19 protein-coding genes and 1 pseudogene are annotated in these 20,589 nt (G+C 55.3%); 4 read left to right on the top strand and 16 right to left on the bottom strand.

The genetic code is table 11. The features are described 5' to 3' along the window. Positions 1-1,109 (bottom strand): MobQ family relaxase (gene mobQ, locus LOC54_RS06730; protein WP_279313055.1); only part of this gene is annotated, 1,109 nt, incomplete at its 3' end. Positions 1,110-1,272: 163 nt separating this feature from the next. Between mobQ and LOC54_RS06725 the strand changes: the two genes are divergently transcribed. From LOC54_RS06725 to LOC54_RS06715, 3 genes are all read left to right on the top strand, one after another. Further along, a complete protein-coding gene (locus LOC54_RS06725) occupies positions 1,273-1,566 on the top strand; it encodes a conjugal transfer protein TraD (RefSeq protein WP_279313054.1) in 294 nt (97 codons plus the stop codon). Positions 1,567-1,630: 64 nt separating this feature from the next. Next, positions 1,631-1,888: a conjugal transfer protein TraD gene (locus LOC54_RS06720; protein ID WP_062454615.1), complete on the top strand. Its 258-nt coding sequence runs from the start codon at positions 1,631-1,633 to the stop codon at positions 1,886-1,888. Beyond that, positions 1,885-2,259 carry a hypothetical protein gene (locus LOC54_RS06715; RefSeq protein WP_020944725.1) on the top strand — a complete coding sequence of 125 codons (375 nt, stop codon included), beginning with the start codon at positions 1,885-1,887 and terminating at the stop codon, positions 2,257-2,259. The genes LOC54_RS06720 and LOC54_RS06715 overlap by 4 nt, the downstream gene beginning before the upstream one ends. Before the next feature lie 401 nt (positions 2,260-2,660). Here the strand turns inward: LOC54_RS06715 and LOC54_RS06710 are convergent, their stop codons facing one another. Together LOC54_RS06710 and LOC54_RS06705 are read right to left on the bottom strand one after the other, a co-directional pair. After that, on the bottom strand, positions 2,661-3,068 hold the full coding sequence (locus LOC54_RS06710; protein ID WP_279313056.1) for a DUF2442 domain-containing protein: 408 nt from the start codon (positions 3,066-3,068) through the stop codon (positions 2,661-2,663). Positions 3,069-3,185: 117 nt separating this feature from the next. After that, a pseudogene (locus LOC54_RS06705) lies at positions 3,186-3,293 on the bottom strand (DUF4160 domain-containing protein); the annotation flags it as partial. 822 nt (positions 3,294-4,115) lie between these two features. On the opposite strand from LOC54_RS06705, the gene LOC54_RS06700 reads away from it, so the two are divergent. Next, positions 4,116-5,216 carry a replication initiator protein A gene (locus LOC54_RS06700; protein ID WP_279313053.1) on the top strand — a complete coding sequence of 367 codons (1,101 nt, stop codon included), beginning with the start codon at positions 4,116-4,118 and terminating at the stop codon, positions 5,214-5,216. A gap of 43 nt (positions 5,217-5,259) precedes the next feature. Here the strand turns inward: LOC54_RS06700 and LOC54_RS06695 are convergent, their stop codons facing one another. The 13 genes from LOC54_RS06695 to LOC54_RS06635 all read right to left on the bottom strand — a co-directional run. Beyond that, positions 5,260-5,538 carry a ribbon-helix-helix domain-containing protein gene (locus tag LOC54_RS06695; protein WP_242007403.1) on the bottom strand — a complete coding sequence of 93 codons (279 nt, stop codon included), beginning with the start codon at positions 5,536-5,538 and terminating at the stop codon, positions 5,260-5,262. After that, on the bottom strand, positions 5,538-6,173 hold the full coding sequence (locus LOC54_RS06690) for an AAA family ATPase (RefSeq protein ID WP_062454594.1): 636 nt from the start codon (positions 6,171-6,173) through the stop codon (positions 5,538-5,540). The genes LOC54_RS06695 and LOC54_RS06690 overlap by 1 nt, the downstream gene beginning before the upstream one ends. 42 nt (positions 6,174-6,215) lie before the next feature. After that, positions 6,216-6,833 (bottom strand): recombinase family protein, encoded by a 618-nt coding sequence (locus tag LOC54_RS06685; RefSeq protein ID WP_062454596.1) that lies wholly within the window; start codon positions 6,831-6,833, stop codon positions 6,216-6,218. Positions 6,834-6,952: 119 nt separating this feature from the next. After that, complete coding sequence (locus tag LOC54_RS06680) at positions 6,953-9,451, bottom strand: AAA family ATPase (protein WP_279313052.1); 2,499 nt, start codon at positions 9,449-9,451, stop codon at positions 6,953-6,955. Beyond that, positions 9,448-9,663 (bottom strand): hypothetical protein, encoded by a 216-nt coding sequence (locus LOC54_RS06675; protein ID WP_124297539.1) that lies wholly within the window; start codon positions 9,661-9,663, stop codon positions 9,448-9,450. The genes LOC54_RS06680 and LOC54_RS06675 overlap by 4 nt, the downstream gene beginning before the upstream one ends. 238 nt (positions 9,664-9,901) lie before the next feature. Beyond that, complete coding sequence (locus LOC54_RS06670) at positions 9,902-11,089, bottom strand: GIY-YIG nuclease family protein (protein ID WP_279313051.1); 1,188 nt, start codon at positions 11,087-11,089, stop codon at positions 9,902-9,904. After that, entirely contained in the window at positions 11,082-13,166 is a 2,085-nt protein-coding gene (locus tag LOC54_RS06665) for a DEAD/DEAH box helicase (RefSeq protein ID WP_279313050.1), read from the bottom strand. Before LOC54_RS06665 ends, LOC54_RS06670 begins: the two co-directional genes overlap by 8 nt. Positions 13,167-13,169: 3 nt before the next feature. After that, positions 13,170-15,878, bottom strand: coding sequence for a DNA methyltransferase (locus LOC54_RS06660; protein WP_279313049.1), 2,709 nt, complete (start codon positions 15,876-15,878; stop codon positions 13,170-13,172). A gap of 39 nt (positions 15,879-15,917) precedes the next feature. Next, positions 15,918-17,012, bottom strand: coding sequence for a Fic family protein (locus LOC54_RS06655; protein WP_347709391.1), 1,095 nt, complete (start codon positions 17,010-17,012; stop codon positions 15,918-15,920). Between the two features lie 115 nt (positions 17,013-17,127). Next, positions 17,128-17,799: a DUF6118 family protein gene (locus tag LOC54_RS06650; protein ID WP_279313047.1), complete on the bottom strand. Its 672-nt coding sequence runs from the start codon at positions 17,797-17,799 to the stop codon at positions 17,128-17,130. Positions 17,800-17,922: 123 nt separating this feature from the next. Further along, a complete protein-coding gene (locus LOC54_RS06645; RefSeq protein ID WP_048848569.1) occupies positions 17,923-18,315 on the bottom strand; it encodes a PIN domain nuclease in 393 nt (130 codons plus the stop codon). Beyond that, positions 18,312-18,506, bottom strand: coding sequence for a type II toxin-antitoxin system VapB family antitoxin (locus tag LOC54_RS06640; protein WP_062454612.1), 195 nt, complete (start codon positions 18,504-18,506; stop codon positions 18,312-18,314). The genes LOC54_RS06645 and LOC54_RS06640 overlap by 4 nt, the downstream gene beginning before the upstream one ends. A 54-nt stretch (positions 18,507-18,560) precedes the next feature. Then, a partial coding sequence (locus LOC54_RS06635) for an AAA family ATPase (RefSeq protein WP_279313046.1) occupies positions 18,561-20,589 on the bottom strand: 2,029 nt, incomplete at its 5' end.

Raw genomic sequence — 20,589 nt, 5'->3', positions numbered from 1 at the left:
TTCCCCGTCCCGGCATACCCGACCACCACGGACAGGTCGCGGGACTTCGTGACCTCGCCCACCGCCAGCGCCTGCTCCTCGCCAAGACCGGAATGCTGCATCGCTGCCCGACGCACCGCCAGCGGCACCGCATGCCCCTGAGACTGCCCCATCGCGAGCGACGCTTCTTCCAGACGCTGCTCGACCCCGATCATCGTGCGCGTGGAGAACCGCTCCCGCCCGTGCCCGTCTTTCCCAAGTGCTACCAGCTCCGGACATGCCTCCACCCGAACCATAACGGCCGTAAACTGTTCAGCGTCCACCGTCTGCCGGTCCACAAACCGCGCCATGTCCTGCCGAGTAAATGTGCTCTGCTGCCGGGTCAGCGCCTCCAGCGCCACATGCGGCTCGGCCAGCAACCTTTCCCCATTGCGTCGCGCGATCTCCAGATGATCAGCAACCCGTTCCGCATCCTCGCCCCGCTCTTCCCGACGCATCCCGGCCGGACCAATCTTGTTCTGTGGCTCAAGATCAATCCCCTGTGCCGCAAACGACCGATGGTCGATCCGCACATCCAGATCCAGTTCAGCCAGCCGTTCATTCGCAAGTGACGCCCATCGCTCCCGCCATGTCAGCAGCAGATCTTTATCATTCCACGACCGCTCTTTCGCACCAAACCCGTTCTCGTCTACTGACCGCGTGGACAACATCACATGGGCATGGGGCTTCGCCTGTCCGTCTTCGCCAATATCCCAATGCACATTGAGATCAGCCACCATGCCGCGTTCCACGAACTGTTCCCGCACAAAATCCCGTGCCAGCGCGATCCCCTGCGCCTGGGTCATTTCGCGCGGGAGTGCAAACTCCACCTCACGGGCAAGCTGGGCATCCTTGCGTTTCTCGATCGCCTCGACCTCATTCCATAGGGTTGCACGGTCGAGAAACCGTTCCGTCGCGCCATCGGGCAGCAGGATCTCGGAATGCACCACGCCGCTCTTGTTGGAAAAATCATGGTCGCGATCCAGCCGCACATCATACAGGCGGGACGCCGCGCGATAGGCCGCCGCTGCCACGGCGCTCCGGCCGGTGGCGCGGCTGATGACCTTTGCATGCAGATGATAGATCGCCATGAACGCGATCCTATCACACCACTTAAGCGCACGTCACGCAGTGACGTATAAGCGCGCACTCATATTTTACTGCGCCACAAGGATTGATTGCTTTGGATGAGTGACGCGGTTCTCATCTGTGTGGTAGAGTATGGCACAGATCAGCAAGACAAGAGGCCGAAAAATGCGCAGACCACGGGACATTGATGCGGAACTGAAGGCGCTTCAGGAAAAGGCGAAGCAGCTTAAGGCGCAACGGACTATCCAGCTCGGCGAACTGGTCGAGGCGACGGGAGCCGATACCCTGTCAATCGAGGCGCTGGCCGGTGTGCTGCTTGCGGCTGTCGAACAGGCGGATAGCAAACTAGAAGCCGTCGCGAGGTGGACCGAACGGGGGACCGAATTCTTTCAAACTGGCGCAAAAAAGGGAGGCCGGAAAGGAACCGGAAACGATCAGAATGGAGCTTCTGGCGCTTGAAAGACGGATCAGGAAGCAGAAAGCCCTGATCCGTCGCTATCAGGCACGAAAGGCACGCACTGACATGCGCGACTGGGCGAAAGCGCGACGGGAACGCACCCATCATCTGATCGAACTGGGCGGCCTGGTCCAGAAGGCGGGACTGGTCGATCTGACCGATGATGACCGTGCCACCCTGCTCGGGGCCTTCCTGGATATTGCAGGACAGCTTCAGGGCGGCAATGAGACCACTCCGGTTGATCTGAAAACGCGCTGGAGACGCGCGGGGCTTCATGCCTTCGATGCCGAAAAAGAGCATGTAGAAAGGAAAGAACAGCCATGACGGATAACCTGCCAGACAGACAGGAAGAGCCGGACAATCCTGACGCGGATGAGCGCATGTTTCATGCCTGCTTCTCCATACTCGGAGAGTTCGTGGAACAGGAGCTCGGCACAACCTCGCAGGGTTACGATAAAGAGCAGAGCCGTTTGTATCGCGGCTACCGTTTGCACAGTGCCAATGACCGGGACAAGGCGGCGATCGACCTCTGGCTCTGGTACCGTGACGATCTGCCAGGGGAAACAGCCCTGTGCGATCGCAACATCGCCGCTATGACACCAGATAACCCGGTTGATCACGAACAGATCTTACAGAATCTCAAGGACCAGAAATTGCGCGACTTGATCAACATCCGCCGACAGCTCTGGATCTGATCAGGAGAGTTATCTTGAAAAAGCGTATACTGACTTTCGCTGCCCTGCCGCTTCTCCTCCTCCCGGCATCAGGCTTTGCCCGGAACACAGGGGACTGGCTGCCTCAGTCAGGCGTTAAATCTCCCTATAGTCCTCTGGCCGTTCCAACAACACTGAAGCCCGTCCCGGACTCTCTGGCAAGCCTGTTGACCAAAGGCTACCAGATTACGACGACAGCGGATTATGGCGGCTCAGGAGCCCTCTTCACGCTGACCCGGCAGAAACAGACCTTACTCTGCGTTTTGACGGCCCCAACTCCGGGAACAGATCAGAATGTTCCGACATCACGCTGCTGGTCCCTGAATTAAAGTTTGCAAAAGTCTACAGGCCTGACGGATTGGAAAAATATCAGAAACCGTGTCTTACGCGACGTTTCTGGGCCGGCCGCCTTTCGCACCATTCCGGCGTGCAGCCGCCACCTTTGCCTGGCTGGCGGATGATCCGCCCACACGTCCCATCTGTGCCGCCATCCAGCTTCGGGAACCGTAGATACCGTGGATCAGACCTTCGACCAGAACATCAGCATCAAGACGGGGCCAGTGAAGGCCATTCCCCAACGGGGTAATCTCGATCTCAGCCAGATCATTCAGGGAAGCGCCCTGCAAATCCTGTAACAGATCCACCGGTACGCTCATTTCAACACCGTTGGAAAGCGTGACATGAAGAGCGCGGCGCGCACGAATCAACCGTACGGAAACCGCATGAGGAACTGTCGCTCTATGAAGCGCGTCTGCGTCACGAGCAGCCTGATAGTTCACGTTATTCGCCATGTATCTTCTCCCATGCTTCCGCCAGCATCTCAGCGTGGTCCTGCACGATGACAAGGGCTTCCTGTAAGCCTTATCCTTCATGCCACCTGCCCGTATCAGGCGGGTTTTCCTGCCAATTTCGATCACGGCTTCCCCATCCGCGCTTATGACGTGAACGTGCGTCGGCACATGATCTGCCGTGTAAATCACGACATGAAATCCATTGATGCGCAGAAGCGTCGGCATAATTCACCATATCCCTAACGCTTGGGTTTTTCAATCAGAACTATCCCGCCAAAAGTCAGGAGGAGAATATCTGGACGGTCAGACAGAAATGGATAGCCCACTAATCCCTAACAAAGCCAGCAGAGCGCCATAGGAGGCCGCACAAAGCGTAAGCCCATTATCGTCCACAAACCCAGCCATTACACATGGTAACGCCTGTAAGGCCATTCTGTGGCGTCTGGCGGGCATGTTGCGACACGTAAGCTGCTGAATGATCGTCTGAACACCGGTGTGTCTTGAGCAAATTACGGTTTTGCCCGGTTCTTCTGATGTTGCAGGCGTCGGGCGAGCGCGGAGCGGGAGCCCCGTAGGGCGCCAGAGGCGCCGACGCGGGAGAGAAAGGTGGTTATTGGCGAGACGATGTGTTGCATCGTCAGATTATGATTTCGCGCCGTAGGCGTGTCCGTTTAGCGCAGCCCTGAAAGGGCGAGCAGGGGGATGCCGGGTGGGAGATCGCGCTATGCGCGATCGGGGCGGCCGTAGGCCGCGAGCCGGCGGGGGCGTAGCCCCCAAGAGGCGGTGCTTAGATTTAATTTAGCTGGAAATTGCAAAGAATGAAAAGTTATCCACAGGCTTGGAGTGTTAATTTATGTGTTAATAGTAGTGTTAAGGGTTTTCCACAAACGCATAACTGACTGAAAATAAAATACAAAAACACTGTTTTTGTGCAGCTTGCGTCAACGAAACCCCGAATCTAGTGACTCCAGAACCCCGAATCTGCGTCAACGAAACCCCGAATCTAGCTCTTGCGTCAATGAAACCCCGAACCTAAACTGATCGTCAATGAAACCCCGAATCAAAGCAACCCGTCAACGAAACCCCGAACTGGCAGTTACCGTCAGTGAAACCCCGAATGTTGATGGACGCTCAGTTCTACTTCCGGAACGATATCCGACACCAGATCTTTTTATTTGTGATGTCCTTGATGCCATCCCCAAAGATGATATGGCCTCGATGGAACATCCAATTTTCTCGCTTGCCACTAAACCTGATCGACGCATTTTCCGATACGAGCACAATGGCAATACAGTTGAGATCGTTCCGAGCGTCAAAGGGCTCGCGACGATCCATGACAAGGATATCCTTATCTATTGCATTTCGCAGCTGATCGCGAAAATGAATCAAGGTGAGCAGCCAAATCGAACTCTCCACCTTACCGCACGCGATTTATTGGTGTGGACCAACCGTCAAACCGATGGTGATGGCTATAAGCGGCTTCGGAGCGCATTTGAGCGCTTAGCAGGCACACGGATCACCACCAACATCAAAGCTGATGGAGAAGAAATCACCGAAGGCTTTGGCCTTATCAATGAATGGCGAATTGTCCGTAAGACCAATTCCGGACAAATGTCCGAAATCAAGGTAACGCTATCCGAATGGCTATTCAGAATGATCGAAGGCCGAAGTGTACTGACATTACATCGCGATTATTTCCGTTTACGCAAACCACTTGAACGGAGAATATACGAACTTGCACGCAAGCATTGTGGCGCTCAGGAAAAATGGGTTGTTTCTATAGAAATTTTACAGAAAAAAACGGGGGCTAGTAGCCATATTCGCGTATTTCGCTCAATGCTCCGTGACTTGGCAATCAATAACCACTTGCCTGATTATGCTGTCGAAATAAACCGCAACACAGTTACTTTCCGTAATCGGGAAACGATGGACACCGTCAAGGTAATAGAGCCAAAGCTCCAGAAACCATTTGTCGATCCCGAGGGTTTCCATGACGCTAGAGGAGTTGCTCCAGGATATGATATCTACGCACTCTATGATGAATGGGTGTCATGGTGGAATGATAGCGGACAACCAGAGTTGCAAAACCCCAGTGCCGCATTTGTCGGATTCTGCCGCAACCGACACAAACGCAACCCTATACGCTAGACACAGCCTACGCGTATAATTGTATACGTGTATAAATGTATACTTATCCGCTAACGATCCTGCTTCGTCCTTTCTTCACAAACAGATCGTCCAGTGCTTCTCCCAGCAAACTCTGAACCGTCGTTCCCTCTTCGGCCGCGATAATACGAAGCTGGGTGCTGACTTCAGGAGAAAAATGTCCACCGATCAACTTGGTCCCCTTACGACCATTCAGCGTAGGTTTACTGGATGATATATCTGGCTTCGGGGAAGGGGTTGGCATTGCCTCACCACTACCTTTGGCGCGATCAAGCATCGCTTGTAGCGTATTGCTTTTCGCCATCACACTACCTCCCGATTTTTGTATAATTGTATATCTGTATACTCGTATAAACGCTTAATTTCGTTTGCTGCTGGCCCATGTGCTTCGAATTCCTGCACAGCCTGTCCCGCCGCCTGTGCACGGAAAAATGCCTTGCGGTTTCCTACTGTCACCGGACAGACCGTTGCCCCCAATTCGGTCACGGCCTTAATGGCATCCCCTGTCTCCTGCCCCTGGGGGGGCACAAAAGTTAAAACGACAGCGAACGCTTTATCGAGCTGACGAACCACATCCAATGTGTGTGTCATACTCATTGTATCGAACACGGCCGTCTTCGTCGGAATGAGAACGAAGTCAGCATGCCGCGCCGCTTCATAAGCTACATCACGCGCAACAGCAGCTCCGTCGATAATCACAAGATCAGTCCCCGCATCCGCGCAGGCTTTGAGTATTGCAGGCAAACGTATCGGCTGAATTGAAGCCACAGCCGGTGTATCGAGCTGGCGTACGTCTTTCCAGAAAGAGGCTGTCGCCTGTGGGTCCAAATCAATAATAGCAGCAACCTTACCCGCTTGCTCAGCCGCGACAGCGAGACAGGTTGCAAGCGTCGTTTTTCCGACACCGCCCTTCTGCGAAAGAACAGCAAGAACCTTCATGCTACACCCCTACACGTATAATCTTATACCTGTATACACCTTCTACGAGGGAAGAGAAGGCCTCACCTTATCCCTCTGCACAATGGCAGCAACAGTGTTCTTGCTGATTCCCAGATCCCGGGCGATCCACCGATAACTCCGCTTTTCAGCCACCAACGCCAGAACCTTCGGAGCCAGACGGTCAGACTTCGGCCGCTCTCCTTTCTGTCGGCCGAGAACCTTCCCGCGCGCCCTGGCGGCGGCCAGACCAGACTTCACCCGCTCGCTAATCAGATCCCGTTCGAACTCAGCAATCCCGGCCAGAACCGTCGCCAGCATTCGTCCATGTGGTGTTGCCAGGTCGAACGTCATTCCCGTTATGGCGATCAGAGAAACACGATAGCTCTCCAGCTCCTGAAGCGTGGAGATGAGATCAATGGTCGAACGTCCCCATCGGGACAGCTCCGTCACCAGGATGGCATCAATTTCACGGGCCTGGGCCAGTGCCATGACCTTTCGACGTTCGGCCCGATCCACCCGGACACCAGAGCCGGTCTCCATGAAAACGTCCAGCACTTCATATCCCGCGCGTTCAGCAAACCGCTTCAACTCGTCCTTCTGGCGCGCGCAGGACTGATCGGCCGTGGAAACCCGACAATAGATGACCGCGCGCTGTCCCATTTGAACCCTCCCGGAAAAACCACCATGCAGCCCTTGATACACCGTGGCTCCGGTCTGTCCCAATCTGACTATAGTCTATTTAACCCAAAAGCTCGTTGGATAAACTGAGCCACCTCTCTTCACTGCCTATCAAGTCGTCGATAATATTTCCGATGCTGATTGGCAGGATCCGTCCAACAGAAACAATCGGCAAGGGCATCCACACTTTGCAGAATGCCTAGCAACGCATAGGCGTTAAACGGATTGCCTGCACCTGTCTCATAGTGGCTGACATAGTTTGCCATAATGGAAGGCACGTGATGGTTCTGGAGATCGGTGATCTGTTGAATAGAGAGAACGCAGCGTCCTGCTGCCTGATAGAGCTCAACAGCCGCCGTAATCGCGTCCACATAGGTAGACAAGGTACGCTTATCGCCCCGTGTCGCGTAATCGGGCGGCACCGGAATTTCCAAACGGGTAATGATCTGGCTGAGCTTGTACTCAAGATACTGGCGTACAAATGGCTCGCCGATATCTATCTGTCCCGCGTTTAGATATTGCTCCGCCTGTAATTTCAAGCGATCCGCCTGTTGCGTGGCGATCATTAACCTCCCACGCGGCGGCATGCCTTGCAACTTTTGGTGTTTCCACTCCGTCGTACCGTTGAGCCGATCAAAATACTTTTCAAGGCTCGTATCATGACTAAGAATAATGAATTGAAGCCCGTCAGGTAGACCATTCGCTGCGCCAAAGCGCAATTTTGTCCGGATCGTATCCATTAGGCTGAACTGATGTCCGGCATCGAAACTTGATGTCACATCGTCCAGCACCATGAAGCGCGGCACGCCTTTATGCCGAATAGCCGCCGCCATAAAGATAGAGGCAGCGACAGCATTGCGATAACTCTCCGACAGGAGCGCCCGCGCACTTTGATTTGGAAGGCCGAAAAAATCGGCGAGCTTTAAGTCAACCTGTTCAGTATTCTGAGCCCGATTCAACGTCGGCCGCACATCCGGACCGCCGCGCACAAGATATCCAAAAAGCTCCTGACAACTATCCTGAATATCTGTTATACGCGCATTGGCGAGCGTGCTTTCTGCCGTTGCAAACTGACCGGCCACGTTCGTGATGAAGATTTTCCAGCGCTTGAGCTTCGCGAGCTTGGCCTGTTTCGCCGCGAGCGTGGGCAGGGCCCGCTCGTATTCATTCATTGCGTCGCGGAATTGCTTGGCTTGCCCGAGGGTACGCGTGACGGCAACCAACGACGGTGGCAAGCTGGCTTGCAACTCCGTGATCTCGGCGTTGACTGCCGCAATCACATCAACTCGCTTCGCTTCGAGCACACCAAGCGCCTCTTTTGCGCGTTCCAAGTCGGCCGTCGAAACCGACGACTGGAATGCTGCCAAAGTTAGGACTGGCGCGATGCGATCAACATCCGCAACGCCAAGACGCGCCTGCTCTTCAAGCTGCCGAAGCTTACCAACGCATCCAGCACTCTGCACCTGTCGTTTTAGCTCCACATCGAGCTGTTCGGCCTCATCGTAAAGCGCAATCTTCGCTTCCAGCTGATCTTGAAGCGGCCCTTCGCCAGCCTTTTCGCAGACGGGGCAGACCTTCGGATCGTGCCAGTCCTCACTATTCACAACTGCAAGCGCATCTTTTAGCAAAGCATGAAGGCTGGCCGCACCAACTTTGCGCATGGCATTGTCGCGCGCCCGCGCCGCCGTTATCAGCGCGTCAATTTCGGAAAATTCCGCCGCAGAGACCTGCAACCCTCTGAGCGTCGTAACAGCAGTGTTGAGACCGTCGAGAGTTTTCCGCGCCGCACCGCCTTCTTCCTGATCGACAATCTTTTCGGCGGCGTCAAAATCGACGTCCATCACCGATGAGTTGGCAAGCAACGGCATGAAAAGCGCAATACCCGCCAGTCCGGCCGTCACCTGCGTTTTCAGCACAGCAGAATCCGTTATCCGGCCGTCCGCCATACCCGTTACTTCCTGATGCGCGGAGAGAACGCGCTGTTCAATTCCCCTTAAGGAGCGGTTTTCTGCCGTAACTTCAGTATCGAGCGCGGAGAGCCCAAGATCCCCATTGATATTGCGAGTGTTCTTGGCCCCGTCGAGGGCCTGCCGTAGCTGAGAATACCGGCTCATACCGATCAACGAAGAGAAAGAGCGCCCGCGCTCCAGTGCTGAGCAATCCACAAGGGAGGCAAAGCGCGGATAATCGACCAGAACGAAATCTTCACAAAGATCCGTGAGGAATCTATCAGGATCGGCATAGCCGGAAGGAGAGGTGACAACCCGTTCACCTGCCGCAGTCCTGGTGACGGTGATCGACACATCGGGCGTGCCGTCATCGCTTTTGAAAACAAGAGCTACTATTGCCTGTTGCCCAGGATGGAACTTGTTGACGATGTAGCTGGCACCCTGTTCGGCATCCTGCATTCCTTCCAAACGAGGCACCGTGCCATGCAAGGCGAAGTGCAGCGCTTCGAAGATCGAACTTTTGCCTACCCCATTAGGCGCATGGATAGAATTAACGGCATCGTGTCTGAATTTCAGAACGAGAGGATCGCCGTCATTATTGATGCCGCGAAACCCCTCAATAGCGGCGGAGACGAGAAAATACCGGCTCATACCGCAGGCTCTTCCGACAGACTGTCGAGCGCGGCAAGGACTGCCTGATTAAATTCCTGTACGGCCTGACGGGTACGTGTAGCATCACCGTCTCGTGCCAGCAGCGCCAGATTGTCGAAAAGAATGCTGGCGCAATCGGCATCAATACGCTCTGCTTCCTCTTGGAAACGGGCAAGATTATCTGAGAAAGATAATGTAGGATCGAATTCCATAATTCCTCATCTAATAATTATCTCCAATCAATCTATAAAATGGTTTGATTGATTACCTTAAGTGAATCTCATTTTTTGAAATAAAAACCTACATTTTTGCGTCATCTTTCCTGAAAAGAAACACCATTTAAGATAAAAGAGAAATTATTCGCCAAATAGATATATATCTCAATGAAATCCTCCAAAATAAAGTGTTAAGATATCTATAAATAAGTTTAAAAATTACCAATACAATCCACTACAGAAAATTGAGTGATACTGTTTCCGGTTTGTAATTATATTTACATATAGTTCCATCAGATATTCTACTTACAATTTGTGAAATAATTTCTAATGGAACCAAAAACCATTCTTTCGGCTGCACTGGATGCCCGAACCGATCTTCAATCGTCAGATCAATCTGCGCTGGAGCCAGAACTCTATGAAAGATCTTCTCCAGTTTCGTGCGATTGATGTTGAAGAGCTTGTAGGTCGCTACGATTTCCACATCAGCCAAAAGATAGGTTGCATCATGCTTGGCGTTGGCAATCCGCTTTTTCACATCGCCTCCCGTCACCCCGATCTTGTGGATCAGGTTGCGATGCTGCGCGATATACGGATTATCTGACAGACTTCTCAGCACATAGATGGTGCCACTCTCCAGATCATCCGGCTCAACGGTTGTCCCGAACAAAGGCCCGACAGTAGGATCTGTAATCCGACGGCCAGCCTCATCCTTATAGAGAGCCCGCTGGAGCGACCTCAGCAGGACATCGCTTTCAGTCCCGTTGTCGTAGATGACCCGCAGACGGCTGTCTCTGCGACCGTATTCTGTCTCGAACTCTTCCCCGACATGTGCGACATAAACCATCTGCCCTTTCAGGATAAAGAATTCTCCCTGCCGAATACCGGCTTCCTGCCCAAAGGGACGAGTTTCCCGCACGCCGGATTTCAGATCCTCCTTCACCTGCACAAACAAAGGCCGGAAGGTTTCAAAATCCTTGCAGGGTTCCCGGCTGGCAATTTCTTCCGCTGCCCGCACTTCTGCGCGTGATTTCACATGCTTCAGGACAGTGATGGAGTCAGCCGCTGGCTCGGCCTCAATGCCCAGTTCAGCCAGAAGCGCATCATCGTCCAGCGTATCGGGATCAGGACTCTCATCGTCTTTCCCGGAAACACTCAGAAGCCCATGCGGATCACGCTGTGCCAGCAATGACCGGCATTTTTCCAAAGCCCGGATCCGATCCAGACGTACGGCATAAAGACGTTCAAAGATATCCCTGTCCTCTCCATGCGCAGGCGCATGCCCGTGTTCCTCATAGAAACGGCAAATATCCTCAAATCCGGCAATAATCCGCTCTTCCTCAGCGGTCAGTGCAGCCTTCTTTTTGGTCTCAAGCGAGACACCAAGTTCAGCCAAAAGCTCTTCATCGCTCAGGTCAGCCATTCGCCCGTTCCTCTGCCGTCTTACGCGCCAGAACTGCCACCCCTTCAGCCATCTTACGTTCCCACGCATCGGGAGATGTCAGCTCCGGAAGGCGTCCCCTTTCCTTTTTGAACAGAAGGGCACGCTTTGCCAGATCCCTTGCCTCTTCAATCGTCAGAGCAATATGACGACCGGCAATGACCTCCTGAACCTGTTTGAGGGTCTCTGCATTCATGCTCCTGGCCAGGATCTTATAAGCTTCCTCAAACGGGTTGATCGCATCAATCAGGTCGATATCCAGATCCCGGACATTCATGGCAATCTTCCGCATCCCCTCAATCAGGGCTGTATTGCCACCAATCTTCTCCTCTCCCCCGGCTGCCTGCGTGACCTCTTCAGCTGCCTTCTGCCCCTTCTGGGTCAGATTGAATGCCGCCACGGCGTGCTGGCGCACAGCTTCCTGATCTTCATCCGAAAGCTCAGGATACCGATCGCGAATGATTTTCCCCAGCCTGACCTGTGTCAGCTCCTGAGGGGCCGTCTCCTCGTCAAACAGACCATGCTCCAGGGAGGGCTTGTCCTGCACGAAGGAGGCCACAACTTCGTTCAGGTCTTCCCGGCAGATCCGCTGCGCTTCCGGGCTTTTGGGAGAAACCAGCCCTTTGATCTCCATATGGAACTGACCGGTCTGCTCATTAAACCCGACATTCGTGCCGTTTGGCTTGTAGCCTTCTTCCCCATAGTCATAGCCATCCAGAGGCGCACTTTCTGCGGTCTTTGGCGTAAACTCGAACCGTGGGGTCAGCACCTGTTCCATCAGCAGGCTGGCGGCAATGGCCTTGAGCATGTCATTGACCGCATCCGTCACTTTTTCCTGGGACGCATCCGGCTCGGCAATCAGGTTGATGAATTCGGCCCGCGTCTTTCCTGGCGCATCGCGGGTGGCGCGGCCAATAATCTGAATGATCTCAGTCAGGCTGGAGCGGTATCCGACCGTCAGCGCCTGCTCACACCAGATCCAGTCAAACCCTTCCTTGGCCATCCCCAGTGCAATGATGATGTCCACATGATCGCGGTTGTTCTTCTGCGCCGGATCCTTCAGGGCAGCGACAACCTTGTTGCGCCGCACAGGCTCATCTTCCACCAGATCGGCAATACGCAGCACCCGTCCATCGGTACGACGCACCAGATGAAAGCCCGTTTCCTCGTCCTCTCCTTCCCAGTCTCCCAGGACGGACAGGATATGCTCGACTTCCTTGTGCTTCTGGGTCGTGCTTTCGCGTGAATTGACATTGGGAATATGCACGATCGTTTTGCGCTTACCGTCCAGCACCCGGTCAATCGCATCCAGATAGGAGCCTGTATAGAAATAATATCCCAGATCCAGCTCTTTCAGATACTGATACCCGTTCAGCTGCTGATAGTAGGTGTAGGTGACTGTCTCGAATTTCCCCTCATCTTCCGGGGACAGCACAGCAACGGCATCCCCACGGAAATAGGAGCCGGTCATGGCGATGATGTGCGTTTCCCCACGGGCAATCAGCTGGTTGAGATAATATCCCAGCCTGTTTTTCGGGTCTGCGCTGACATGGTGGAATTCATCCACCGCCACCAGACACCCATCGAAGGCCGCGATACCCAGTTCTTCTGCTGCGAACCGGAACGTCGCGTGGGTGCAAACCAAAGTCTGATCTTCACTCTTCAGAAACTCACCAACAGCTTTGACCTTGGAGCGCGCGACCTGTCCTTCATCGGACCCTGGTGCGTTGCACAGATTCCATTTCGGCTGGACGATCCAGTCGGCCCAGAAACCAAACTTGGTCAGCGGTTCGCTCATGAAGCTGCCCCCGATCGAGCGTTCTGGCACAACGATCAGGGCTTTTTTCACGCCCTGATGTGCCAGCTTGTCGAGGGCAACAAACATCAGGGCACGGGATTTACCAGAAGCGGGCGGTGACTTGATGAGAAGATACTGCTCGCCCCGTTTCTCATAGACCGCTTCCTGCATGGGCCGCATGCCCAGCTCATTGGTCCTGGCAGACTGACCTGTCTGGCCGGTACGCAGCGAAACAGCGGGAATAACCGGATTGATCGTCATGGCTCAGGCAGCGTCCTTCTTCTTTTTCGTCTTGCCGCCCTTCTTGGCGATCATCTTGCTGTAGAGGTCGAACAGCTTTTCCAGCCGCTCCGTATCATTACGGAAACACCGACCGATATAGATCCGCTCCAGTACCTCGTCATTGCGCTCATGAGCCGCCCGCAGATTGTCTGGCATCTTGTCCGGATCATACAGATCGGCAATCGTAGCCGGGAAATGTGCCTCACGCGCCAGAAGAATATCCTCGGCACAACGGGTCAGATCGGCACGGTTCTTTTCCGTCAAAGTTGGAACAGGAAAGGTGTTCCAGCCCATCGTATTGGAATATGAAAAACGCATTTCCAATCGAACACAAACTGTTCCAATCCAAACCCAATGAAGGCGAGAGGCAATCAGCGCCATATTCCAGAGAGGAACATCGTACAAAGCATATATTTTATTAGTGACCACATCTTCTTGTGGAAGAAGCCCTACTGGGAGAAAATCTCTTCCTTCAGAGCTTATTCCCGGAACAGCAATAGTATATCTTTGTGCTGCATTATGCTCGCGAAATTGGTAGGACTTCTCTGCCATCCCGCGTGCACCAGAATCTCGGCTGGCTAAACGCATTTTTTTAACAGCCTCTACACGTTGTGCGATTGCTGGGATGGTTAATGCTTCATGCGCGTCCTTATCGTCGATCCAGAGGCAATATCTTTGAATACCTCTGATAAATTCCGCAGATCCAACAATACGCCGAATGAATTTGGACTTTTGACTATCGTCCAGTTTCAAGTCCGCAAGTTCACCTTCATCTAAAAGAAGGTTGCCACCATCTACGGGTTTATTTCCAAAATTCATCTCCCCCAATTCAGCACTGAGAGGTTTTCCCTGTTTCTCAACGACAACATTTTTCCCTGGCACCAAATAGGCATTAATATGCCCAGATTCTTGCCTGACCGTCTTCCCATCAGGTCCGTTTGAGAAGAGAATTTTGGGATGCTCAGAAACAGGGGCAATCCCAATGATAGCGACCGTCACACCCGCATTATGCGCTGCCAGATTGGCCCACTTGAACGACGTATGAGCAAAACTGATCTCATAGTTCAGTTCAAAAATCAGAGGCCAGAGAATGGGAACCTGCTGTCCCTGACAGATGGAATTCGTGCTCACAAATGCGCTGGAAGAACCCGTTTTCTGGCCATAATCCGCAGCCTTCATGAACCATCCAGCAACATAATCCAGAGACTTCCAGGATTTCGCACGCTTCCCGAAAATCTGCTCCAGATCCGCCTTCTGTTCAGCTGACTGCCAAGTGCTGCCCTTATACGGGGGATTGCCACAGATATAGGTTTCCGACCCCTTCTGAGGCGGGCAGACGTCAAACCAGCCCTTCTCCAGGGCATTCCCGCAGATGATATGCCCTGTATCCTTCAGGGGCAGCACATTCAGGCGGGCCTGTTTCTGGTCAATATGGATTTCGTCACTCTGGAACTCAGCGATCAGAAGAGACAGGCGCGCGATTTCCACCGCAAAATCACGGATCTCAATCCCATAGAAATTGGCCAGCGGAATGACGGATTTCCGTTCCGCCCGCTCGATCTTCAACCGGTCATCAATCTCGCTCTGAATGTCCCGCATGTCCTTATAGGCAATCACCAGGAAATTGCCCGATCCACAGGCCGGATCAAACACCCGAATGCCGGACAGACGCTCCTTGAGGGCATGCAACTTCTGGGTGTTGTGACCTGCCTTTTCCAGTTCCTCACGCAGGCCATCCAGAAACAGCGGATTGAGCACTTTGCGGATGTTGGGCACGCTAGTGTAGTGCATCCCCAGTGCACCGCGCTCCCCATCATCGGCTACGGCCTGGATCATGGACCCGAAGATATCCGGGTTAATCTGCGCCCAGTTCAGCTTACCGGCACGAAGAAGATGGGGGCGGGCCAATTTATTGAATGCCGGGCAGTCCGTTGCTCCAGAAAATAGGTTTCCATTTACATACGGGAAATCCCTGGCCCAAGATTTGACCCCGCCCTTTTCGCGATCGTCATTGCGCGTATCCAGATCCATCGTCCGGAACAGCTCGGCCATGACCTCATGCGTCTGATCCGTGGCCCCTTCCGTCATGGTCTGGATGGTTCTGGTGAACAGCTTGTTCAGGAAGATCCCGGTATCCTCGGCAAAAAAGCAGAAGATGAGACGCGCCATGAAATGGTTCATGTCGTGGCGGCGTTCTTCCGTCGCCCAGTCGGGGTTTTCCTTCAGAAGTTCGACATAAAGACGGTTCAGGCGTGACGTAGCCTTAACGTCGATCGGGTTGTTCTTGATCTTCTGAACGGTCGTAATGCCCGCCAGGGGCAGGAAAAACCCGAACCGATCAGCCAGATGCGTGAACACATCTGTAATATAATCATCTTCCGTGCGGTCTTCTGCTTCAAACGTTACCCCATCCGTGGCCAGCAGAAACCGCGCCTTGGCCGACTGGGTCTTGGGACTTTCCCGGAGCAGATTCAGGGTCTGGGCAACCTGGCCTTCCGGACAGACGGCCAGATGGATGTTGTTGCGCTGGAGCACCGCTCCAGAAACGTCCGAGCGGTTATCCTTGCGAAGCCGCTTGATCGTAACATCGCGGTTTCCGAACGCTTGCAGGAATTCGAATGGGAATTCCCCCGGATTAAAAGGTGCCTCGGCAATCCGGGAGACAGCCTCTTCAATCTCAACGGGGTTCATGCGTCAAATTCCATACGTTTAAAAAACAGATCATACACCTCATGCACCACCGGACACCTCCAGGAAGAGGCGAACCAGAGGTGCGTTGATATAATAATTGCTCCGTCCTGAGCGGTGCTTGGACAGCAGACCTTTCTCCGACAGCTGATCGAGATATTTCCCTGCCGTCTGACGCGCGATACTCAGGTCCGACTGGACATACTCGATTTTCGTGTAAGGGTGCCGGAACAGGTTGTTCAGCAGCTCCTGGCTGTAAATCTTGGGCAGTTCCGTGCGCATCCGCTGCTTCATGGTGGCCATCTGCGCCCGCATGCCTTCAATCAGCTCCAGGGTGATCTTGGATGTCTCAGCTACGGCACGCAGCATGTAGAGGATCCACGCTTCCCATGCGCCTTCATCCCGTACCTTCTGCAACAGATGATAATACTCATCTTTGTGGCGAGTGATGTAGCGCGACAGGTAGAGGATCGGGATATCCAGAAGACCGGTCCGGGTCAGATACAACACGTTCAGGATCCGGCCGACGCGGCCATTCCCATCCGGGAACGGATGGATGCTCTCAAACTGATGGTGGATCAGGGCCATCTTGATGAGCGGATCCAGATCACAGAGCCCGTCATCATTCACGAACCGCTCCAGATCCGACATATGCCCGATAATCTCCCGCCCGTCCTGCGGCGGCACAAAGACCACTTCCCCCGTGCGCTCGTTCTTCAGGGCCGTTCCCGGGGTATTTCGAAACCCATCCTCCCGCTTCTTGAGCCTCTGGAAAATCGCGATCAGCCCCTTGTTCAGGATCAACCCGTCGGTTTCTTTCAGCTGCTGAAAACCAAGATGAAGGGCATCGCGATACAGGGCGACTTCCTTGGCCGCCACTGAATCCGGTCCATCGGGAAACAGATCGGCCTGAAAAAGCTCATCCTGGGTGGTGACGATATTCTCGATTTCCGAAGACGCCTTGGCTTCCTGCAAGGCCAGCGTATCAATCAGGATCCCCTGATTGGGAATGGTGGCCGCCCGCCCCTTCAGCTCTGCCAGAGCCTTATTAGCCTCGACCAGCGCCTTGAGAACCGGAACCGTTTCTATCTCCGTCTGAGGCGGCAAGGGCCGAATAGGGTAGGTTGGCGTTAACATGACATCCTGATGTGGTAGCGATATGCGGTTTTTCTAACACGTCAGAATGATCCGTCAAAGAAATCCGGTTTCTTTGACATGTCATATTTTGCTGTCGGCTTTTATCCCCTGAAAACTATTCCTGCTCTGCCGGAACAGTGATGACACAGGATTTCTGAGTTTTTTCCTGACCCGATACCGCTTTCTGGCAAGCTGTAATCCTGTCTCTGTTGGCCTCAACCAACTGACTGTCCTCACGTACACGTTGCCAGCCTTCAGGATTGCTGACTGCCATCATCATGGCCCCAGAGTTCCAGCGATCTTTCTCCCCGACAATAAAGGAGGCCACCCGCGTCCCGATAGAAGAAGGCAGGAGATACGCCAGCACAGGCGATAACCCGATCCCTACAACAAGACAGGCAAGACCCACCCCTAACAGCCACCAGTTCTGACGATCCTGCTGACGGGACTGACCAATGATATTGGCAAGAACCCGACGTTCCCCCTGAACCTCACCGATCGCTTTCTGAAACGCTGCCTGCATCTCCTGACTGGCAGAAATCCCGGCCTGACGAATCCCTTGCCCATACGCCTGGGGCGTCATCTTCAGCGTCGGATTGGCCTCAATCGCCTCCATTCGTGCACCGACTGCATTCATAGCCTTCACGACACGGGCCAAATCCTCTGTGTAATCCGGAGGCCGATTGTCCCGCCATGCCTGCGGCAACGCTTCCACGCTGCGCCGGAGTACCGTCATTTCAGCGCACAGATCCTCGAACGCGCGCACTGCCGGATCTGTCTCGGACATCAGATATTCTCCCACGGATTGAGAACCCGCACACCAGCCTCACGACCGATGGACGCCAGAAACGATCCCAGCCGAACGGCCACTTCTTTTTTCTGCATGTCCTCTCCAGTCACCACGCCGAAATCAGACAACCCGTTCCAGCCCCAGATGTGTCACGAACGGATCAAAGTCCCGGTCACTGTAAAGAAGCCGATATCCGCTTACGATGCACCGTGTGGCAATCAGGGTATCAATGGTTTTCCGGATGGTGATGCCTCTGGCGCGCAGGTCACGGAAATATCGTGCCGCCTCGATCATGACATCACGCCCCCCGATCTCGACCAGATCCAGAGCGCCAAGCAGTCTCCGCGCCTTGTTGAAATCCCGTTCGCTCGCAAACCCCTGAAGAACTTCCGTCATCATCAGATCCCCAATGGCGACCAGTTCCTCTCCCAGCAACCGGTCCAGAGCATCAACCTGTGGCGTCACCGTACCCCTGAAAAAATCGATCCAGACCGATGAATCGACCAGAATCATGCGTCGGAACGCATGGCGTCGAGATCACCCCGCCACTCCAGCCTGCCCTTCATGGAACGCAGTTGCCGCTGCTGATTCAACTTGATCAGCGTCCGTAATCCGAGTTCGACGGCTTCTTTCTTGGTTTTGACGCCAGACGCCTTCAGCGCATCTGTCATGAGGGTATCGTCAATAATGATGTTGGTTCGCATAATGTGTATCTCCAGTGAAAATTATACACATCAACATCTCCTCTCTCAAGCAGATTACATCCCCATATCCATACCGCGCGACCTGGAGCGCAACAGGGACTGCTCCCGCTGATGGGGATGCAGCCCGTGATCGAGCGTCGATCCCTTCCTAATACCCAGTTCGCGGCTTTTCTCCCGCAGAATGGACTCAAGCTGCGCATCCCGCTTCAGCTCCTTCAGCGCCACACCCTGCTGCTCCCGGCTCAGCCCGTCCCAGGCCTTCACAAACCGCGCTGCACGCAGATCCGGACTCTTCCGCACCCTGTCCTCATACTCCAGCCCCTCGACCAATTTGCGCGCCCGTGCCGGACCTTCCAGACCATATAGCGCCTGCCGGATCTCCGGCTGATGCTTCAGCGCCGCCCGCAGATCCGCCTCACCGCCACGCCGGACCCGCTCCAGATCCCGCCCGGCTTCAAACAGCGCTTTCTTCTGGTGTTCCAGCACCGGCAGCTCCTGGCGCACCATGCGCTCGGCATCCACCCAGGCCCGCGCATACCGCTCCACCGCCTGCTGAAGCGGATCACCACCCGGTACAAACCCGTCCAGCCCGGCCGGCACCTGCTCACGCTGCACACGGGGCAGCCTCAAACCCGCAAAGGGAGAGACAGGAGCCTCACGCTCAACCCCACTTTCTCCCTTCCCGGCCTCAGCCTCCATCCCGGCCGACACGTCTTTTTCCGCCGCACGACGCCCCGGCCGCACGGACAGGTCCCGCCCATCGAACATCCCGCGTTTCTGCTGTGCCGACGCAGGCTCTGGCATAGGCACACCTTCAGCCTGCCTGCCCTGCCGGGGGCCAGATGCAGCTTTCTCACGCTCCACCACGATCTCGCTCTCGGGAACATGCAGCCCGCGCCGCCGCGCGAACCCGGTATCCCGAGCCCGGACCTGCGGGTAATCCAGCGTGGTATCCTTCAGCCGCTCGCGCGACAGCCGCCGCACCAGCCCGTCCCGGTCGCCCACATCATCACGACCCCAATGGACAGACACGCTCTCCCGATGCCGCGACAGCGCCACATAGGCCCCGTGCCGGTCCATGCTCCCCGTCGCCAGCACATGCGCCCGATCCACCGTCACACCCTGCGATTTGTGGATGGTGGCCGCATAGCCATGATCCAGCGCGTCATACTCCGAGACCAACACGGACACGACCCGGCCACGCCCGGCTCCCTCTTTCCCATCAAGCTGCACCGACAGCGCCAGATCCCCAGCCTCAACCGACCCCACGATACCCCGCACCGTACCCAGCGTGCCGTTCTTCACCCCCAGCGCCCGGTCATTGCGCAGGAAGTAGACCCGCTCCCCAGCCGCGAACACCCGCTCGCCCTGGGCGGTCGGCACCAGCACATCGTCACCCAGCTCACCCGCGTCCCTGCGGATCTCGCGCGCCGCCTCGTTCAGCGCCCGCACATCGGCACGCCGATGCGCCAGCATGATCTGGCTGTCCTCTGGCGCAGCCTGATGGGCTTCCTCCCACCCCGCGACCACACCGGCCCGGGCCGCGTCCAGCGTGTCATGCCCACGCACCAGGCCAGCCGCCTCATAGCGACCCAGCGCCTCCCCCGTCCGCCCCGTCGCCAGCTCCTTCGTGGCCGCCTGCTGCCAGCCTTCACGCTGCCGGCGCACGGCGGTGATTTCCACCGACCCGACCCGCTCGCCCACCGCCCGGAACGCACCACCGGCCTCAATCGCCTGCAACTGCTCGGGATCACCCACCAGCACCACCTTGGCCCCGGCTTCGCGGGCGACAGACAGAACCCGCTCCATCTGCCGTGACCCCACCATGCCGGCCTCGTCCACCACCAGCACGTCCCCGCGCTCCAGCAGGTCGAACCCACGCTCCCACGCCCGCTCCAGGGACGCCAGCGTCCGGCTCTCAATCCCAGACCCCGCTTCCAGCCCTTCCGCCGCGATCCCCGACAGCGCCGCCCCGCGCACCCGGTACCCGGCCTCTTCCCATGCCGCACGGGCCACACCCAGCATGGTGCTCTTCCCCGTCCCGGCATACCCGACCACCACGGACAGGTCGCGGGACTTCGTG

It is taken from the genome of Acetobacter sp. AN02 (assembly GCF_029759835.1).
GTDB lineage: Bacteria > Pseudomonadota > Alphaproteobacteria > Acetobacterales > Acetobacteraceae > Acetobacter.
Note: the sequence above shows the minus strand (reverse complement) of the source record. Positions and strands in the feature narration are given on the sequence as shown.

What these genes read in the sequence shown, in the direction of transcription:
- LOC54_RS06725 (WP_279313054.1), top strand. Translation starts at nt 1,273, where the DNA reads ATGCGCAGACCACGGGACATTGATGCGGAACTGAAGGCGCTTCAGGAA.
- LOC54_RS06720 (WP_062454615.1), top strand. Translation starts at nt 1,631, where the DNA reads ATGCGCGACTGGGCGAAAGCGCGACGGGAACGCACCCATCATCTGATC.
- LOC54_RS06715 (WP_020944725.1), top strand. Translation starts at nt 1,885, where the DNA reads ATGACGGATAACCTGCCAGACAGACAGGAAGAGCCGGACAATCCTGAC.
- LOC54_RS06710 (WP_279313056.1), bottom strand. Translation starts at nt 3,068, where the DNA reads ATGGCGAATAACGTGAACTATCAGGCTGCTCGTGACGCAGACGCGCTT.
- LOC54_RS06700 (WP_279313053.1), top strand. Translation starts at nt 4,116, where the DNA reads ATGAAACCCCGAATCAAAGCAACCCGTCAACGAAACCCCGAACTGGCA.
- LOC54_RS06695 (WP_242007403.1), bottom strand. Translation starts at nt 5,538, where the DNA reads ATGGCGAAAAGCAATACGCTACAAGCGATGCTTGATCGCGCCAAAGGT.
- LOC54_RS06690 (WP_062454594.1), bottom strand. Translation starts at nt 6,173, where the DNA reads ATGAAGGTTCTTGCTGTTCTTTCGCAGAAGGGCGGTGTCGGAAAAACG.
- LOC54_RS06685 (WP_062454596.1), bottom strand. Translation starts at nt 6,833, where the DNA reads ATGGGACAGCGCGCGGTCATCTATTGTCGGGTTTCCACGGCCGATCAG.
- LOC54_RS06680 (WP_279313052.1), bottom strand. Translation starts at nt 9,451, where the DNA reads ATGAGCCGGTATTTTCTCGTCTCCGCCGCTATTGAGGGGTTTCGCGGC.
- LOC54_RS06675 (WP_124297539.1), bottom strand. Translation starts at nt 9,663, where the DNA reads ATGGAATTCGATCCTACATTATCTTTCTCAGATAATCTTGCCCGTTTC.
- LOC54_RS06670 (WP_279313051.1), bottom strand. Translation starts at nt 11,089, where the DNA reads ATGGCTGACCTGAGCGATGAAGAGCTTTTGGCTGAACTTGGTGTCTCG.
- LOC54_RS06665 (WP_279313050.1), bottom strand. Translation starts at nt 13,166, where the DNA reads ATGACGATCAATCCGGTTATTCCCGCTGTTTCGCTGCGTACCGGCCAG.
- LOC54_RS06660 (WP_279313049.1), bottom strand. Translation starts at nt 15,878, where the DNA reads ATGAACCCCGTTGAGATTGAAGAGGCTGTCTCCCGGATTGCCGAGGCA.
- LOC54_RS06655 (WP_347709391.1), bottom strand. Translation starts at nt 17,012, where the DNA reads ATGTTAACGCCAACCTACCCTATTCGGCCCTTGCCGCCTCAGACGGAG.
- LOC54_RS06650 (WP_279313047.1), bottom strand. Translation starts at nt 17,799, where the DNA reads ATGTCCGAGACAGATCCGGCAGTGCGCGCGTTCGAGGATCTGTGCGCT.
- LOC54_RS06645 (WP_048848569.1), bottom strand. Translation starts at nt 18,315, where the DNA reads ATGATTCTGGTCGATTCATCGGTCTGGATCGATTTTTTCAGGGGTACG.
- LOC54_RS06640 (WP_062454612.1), bottom strand. Translation starts at nt 18,506, where the DNA reads ATGCGAACCAACATCATTATTGACGATACCCTCATGACAGATGCGCTG.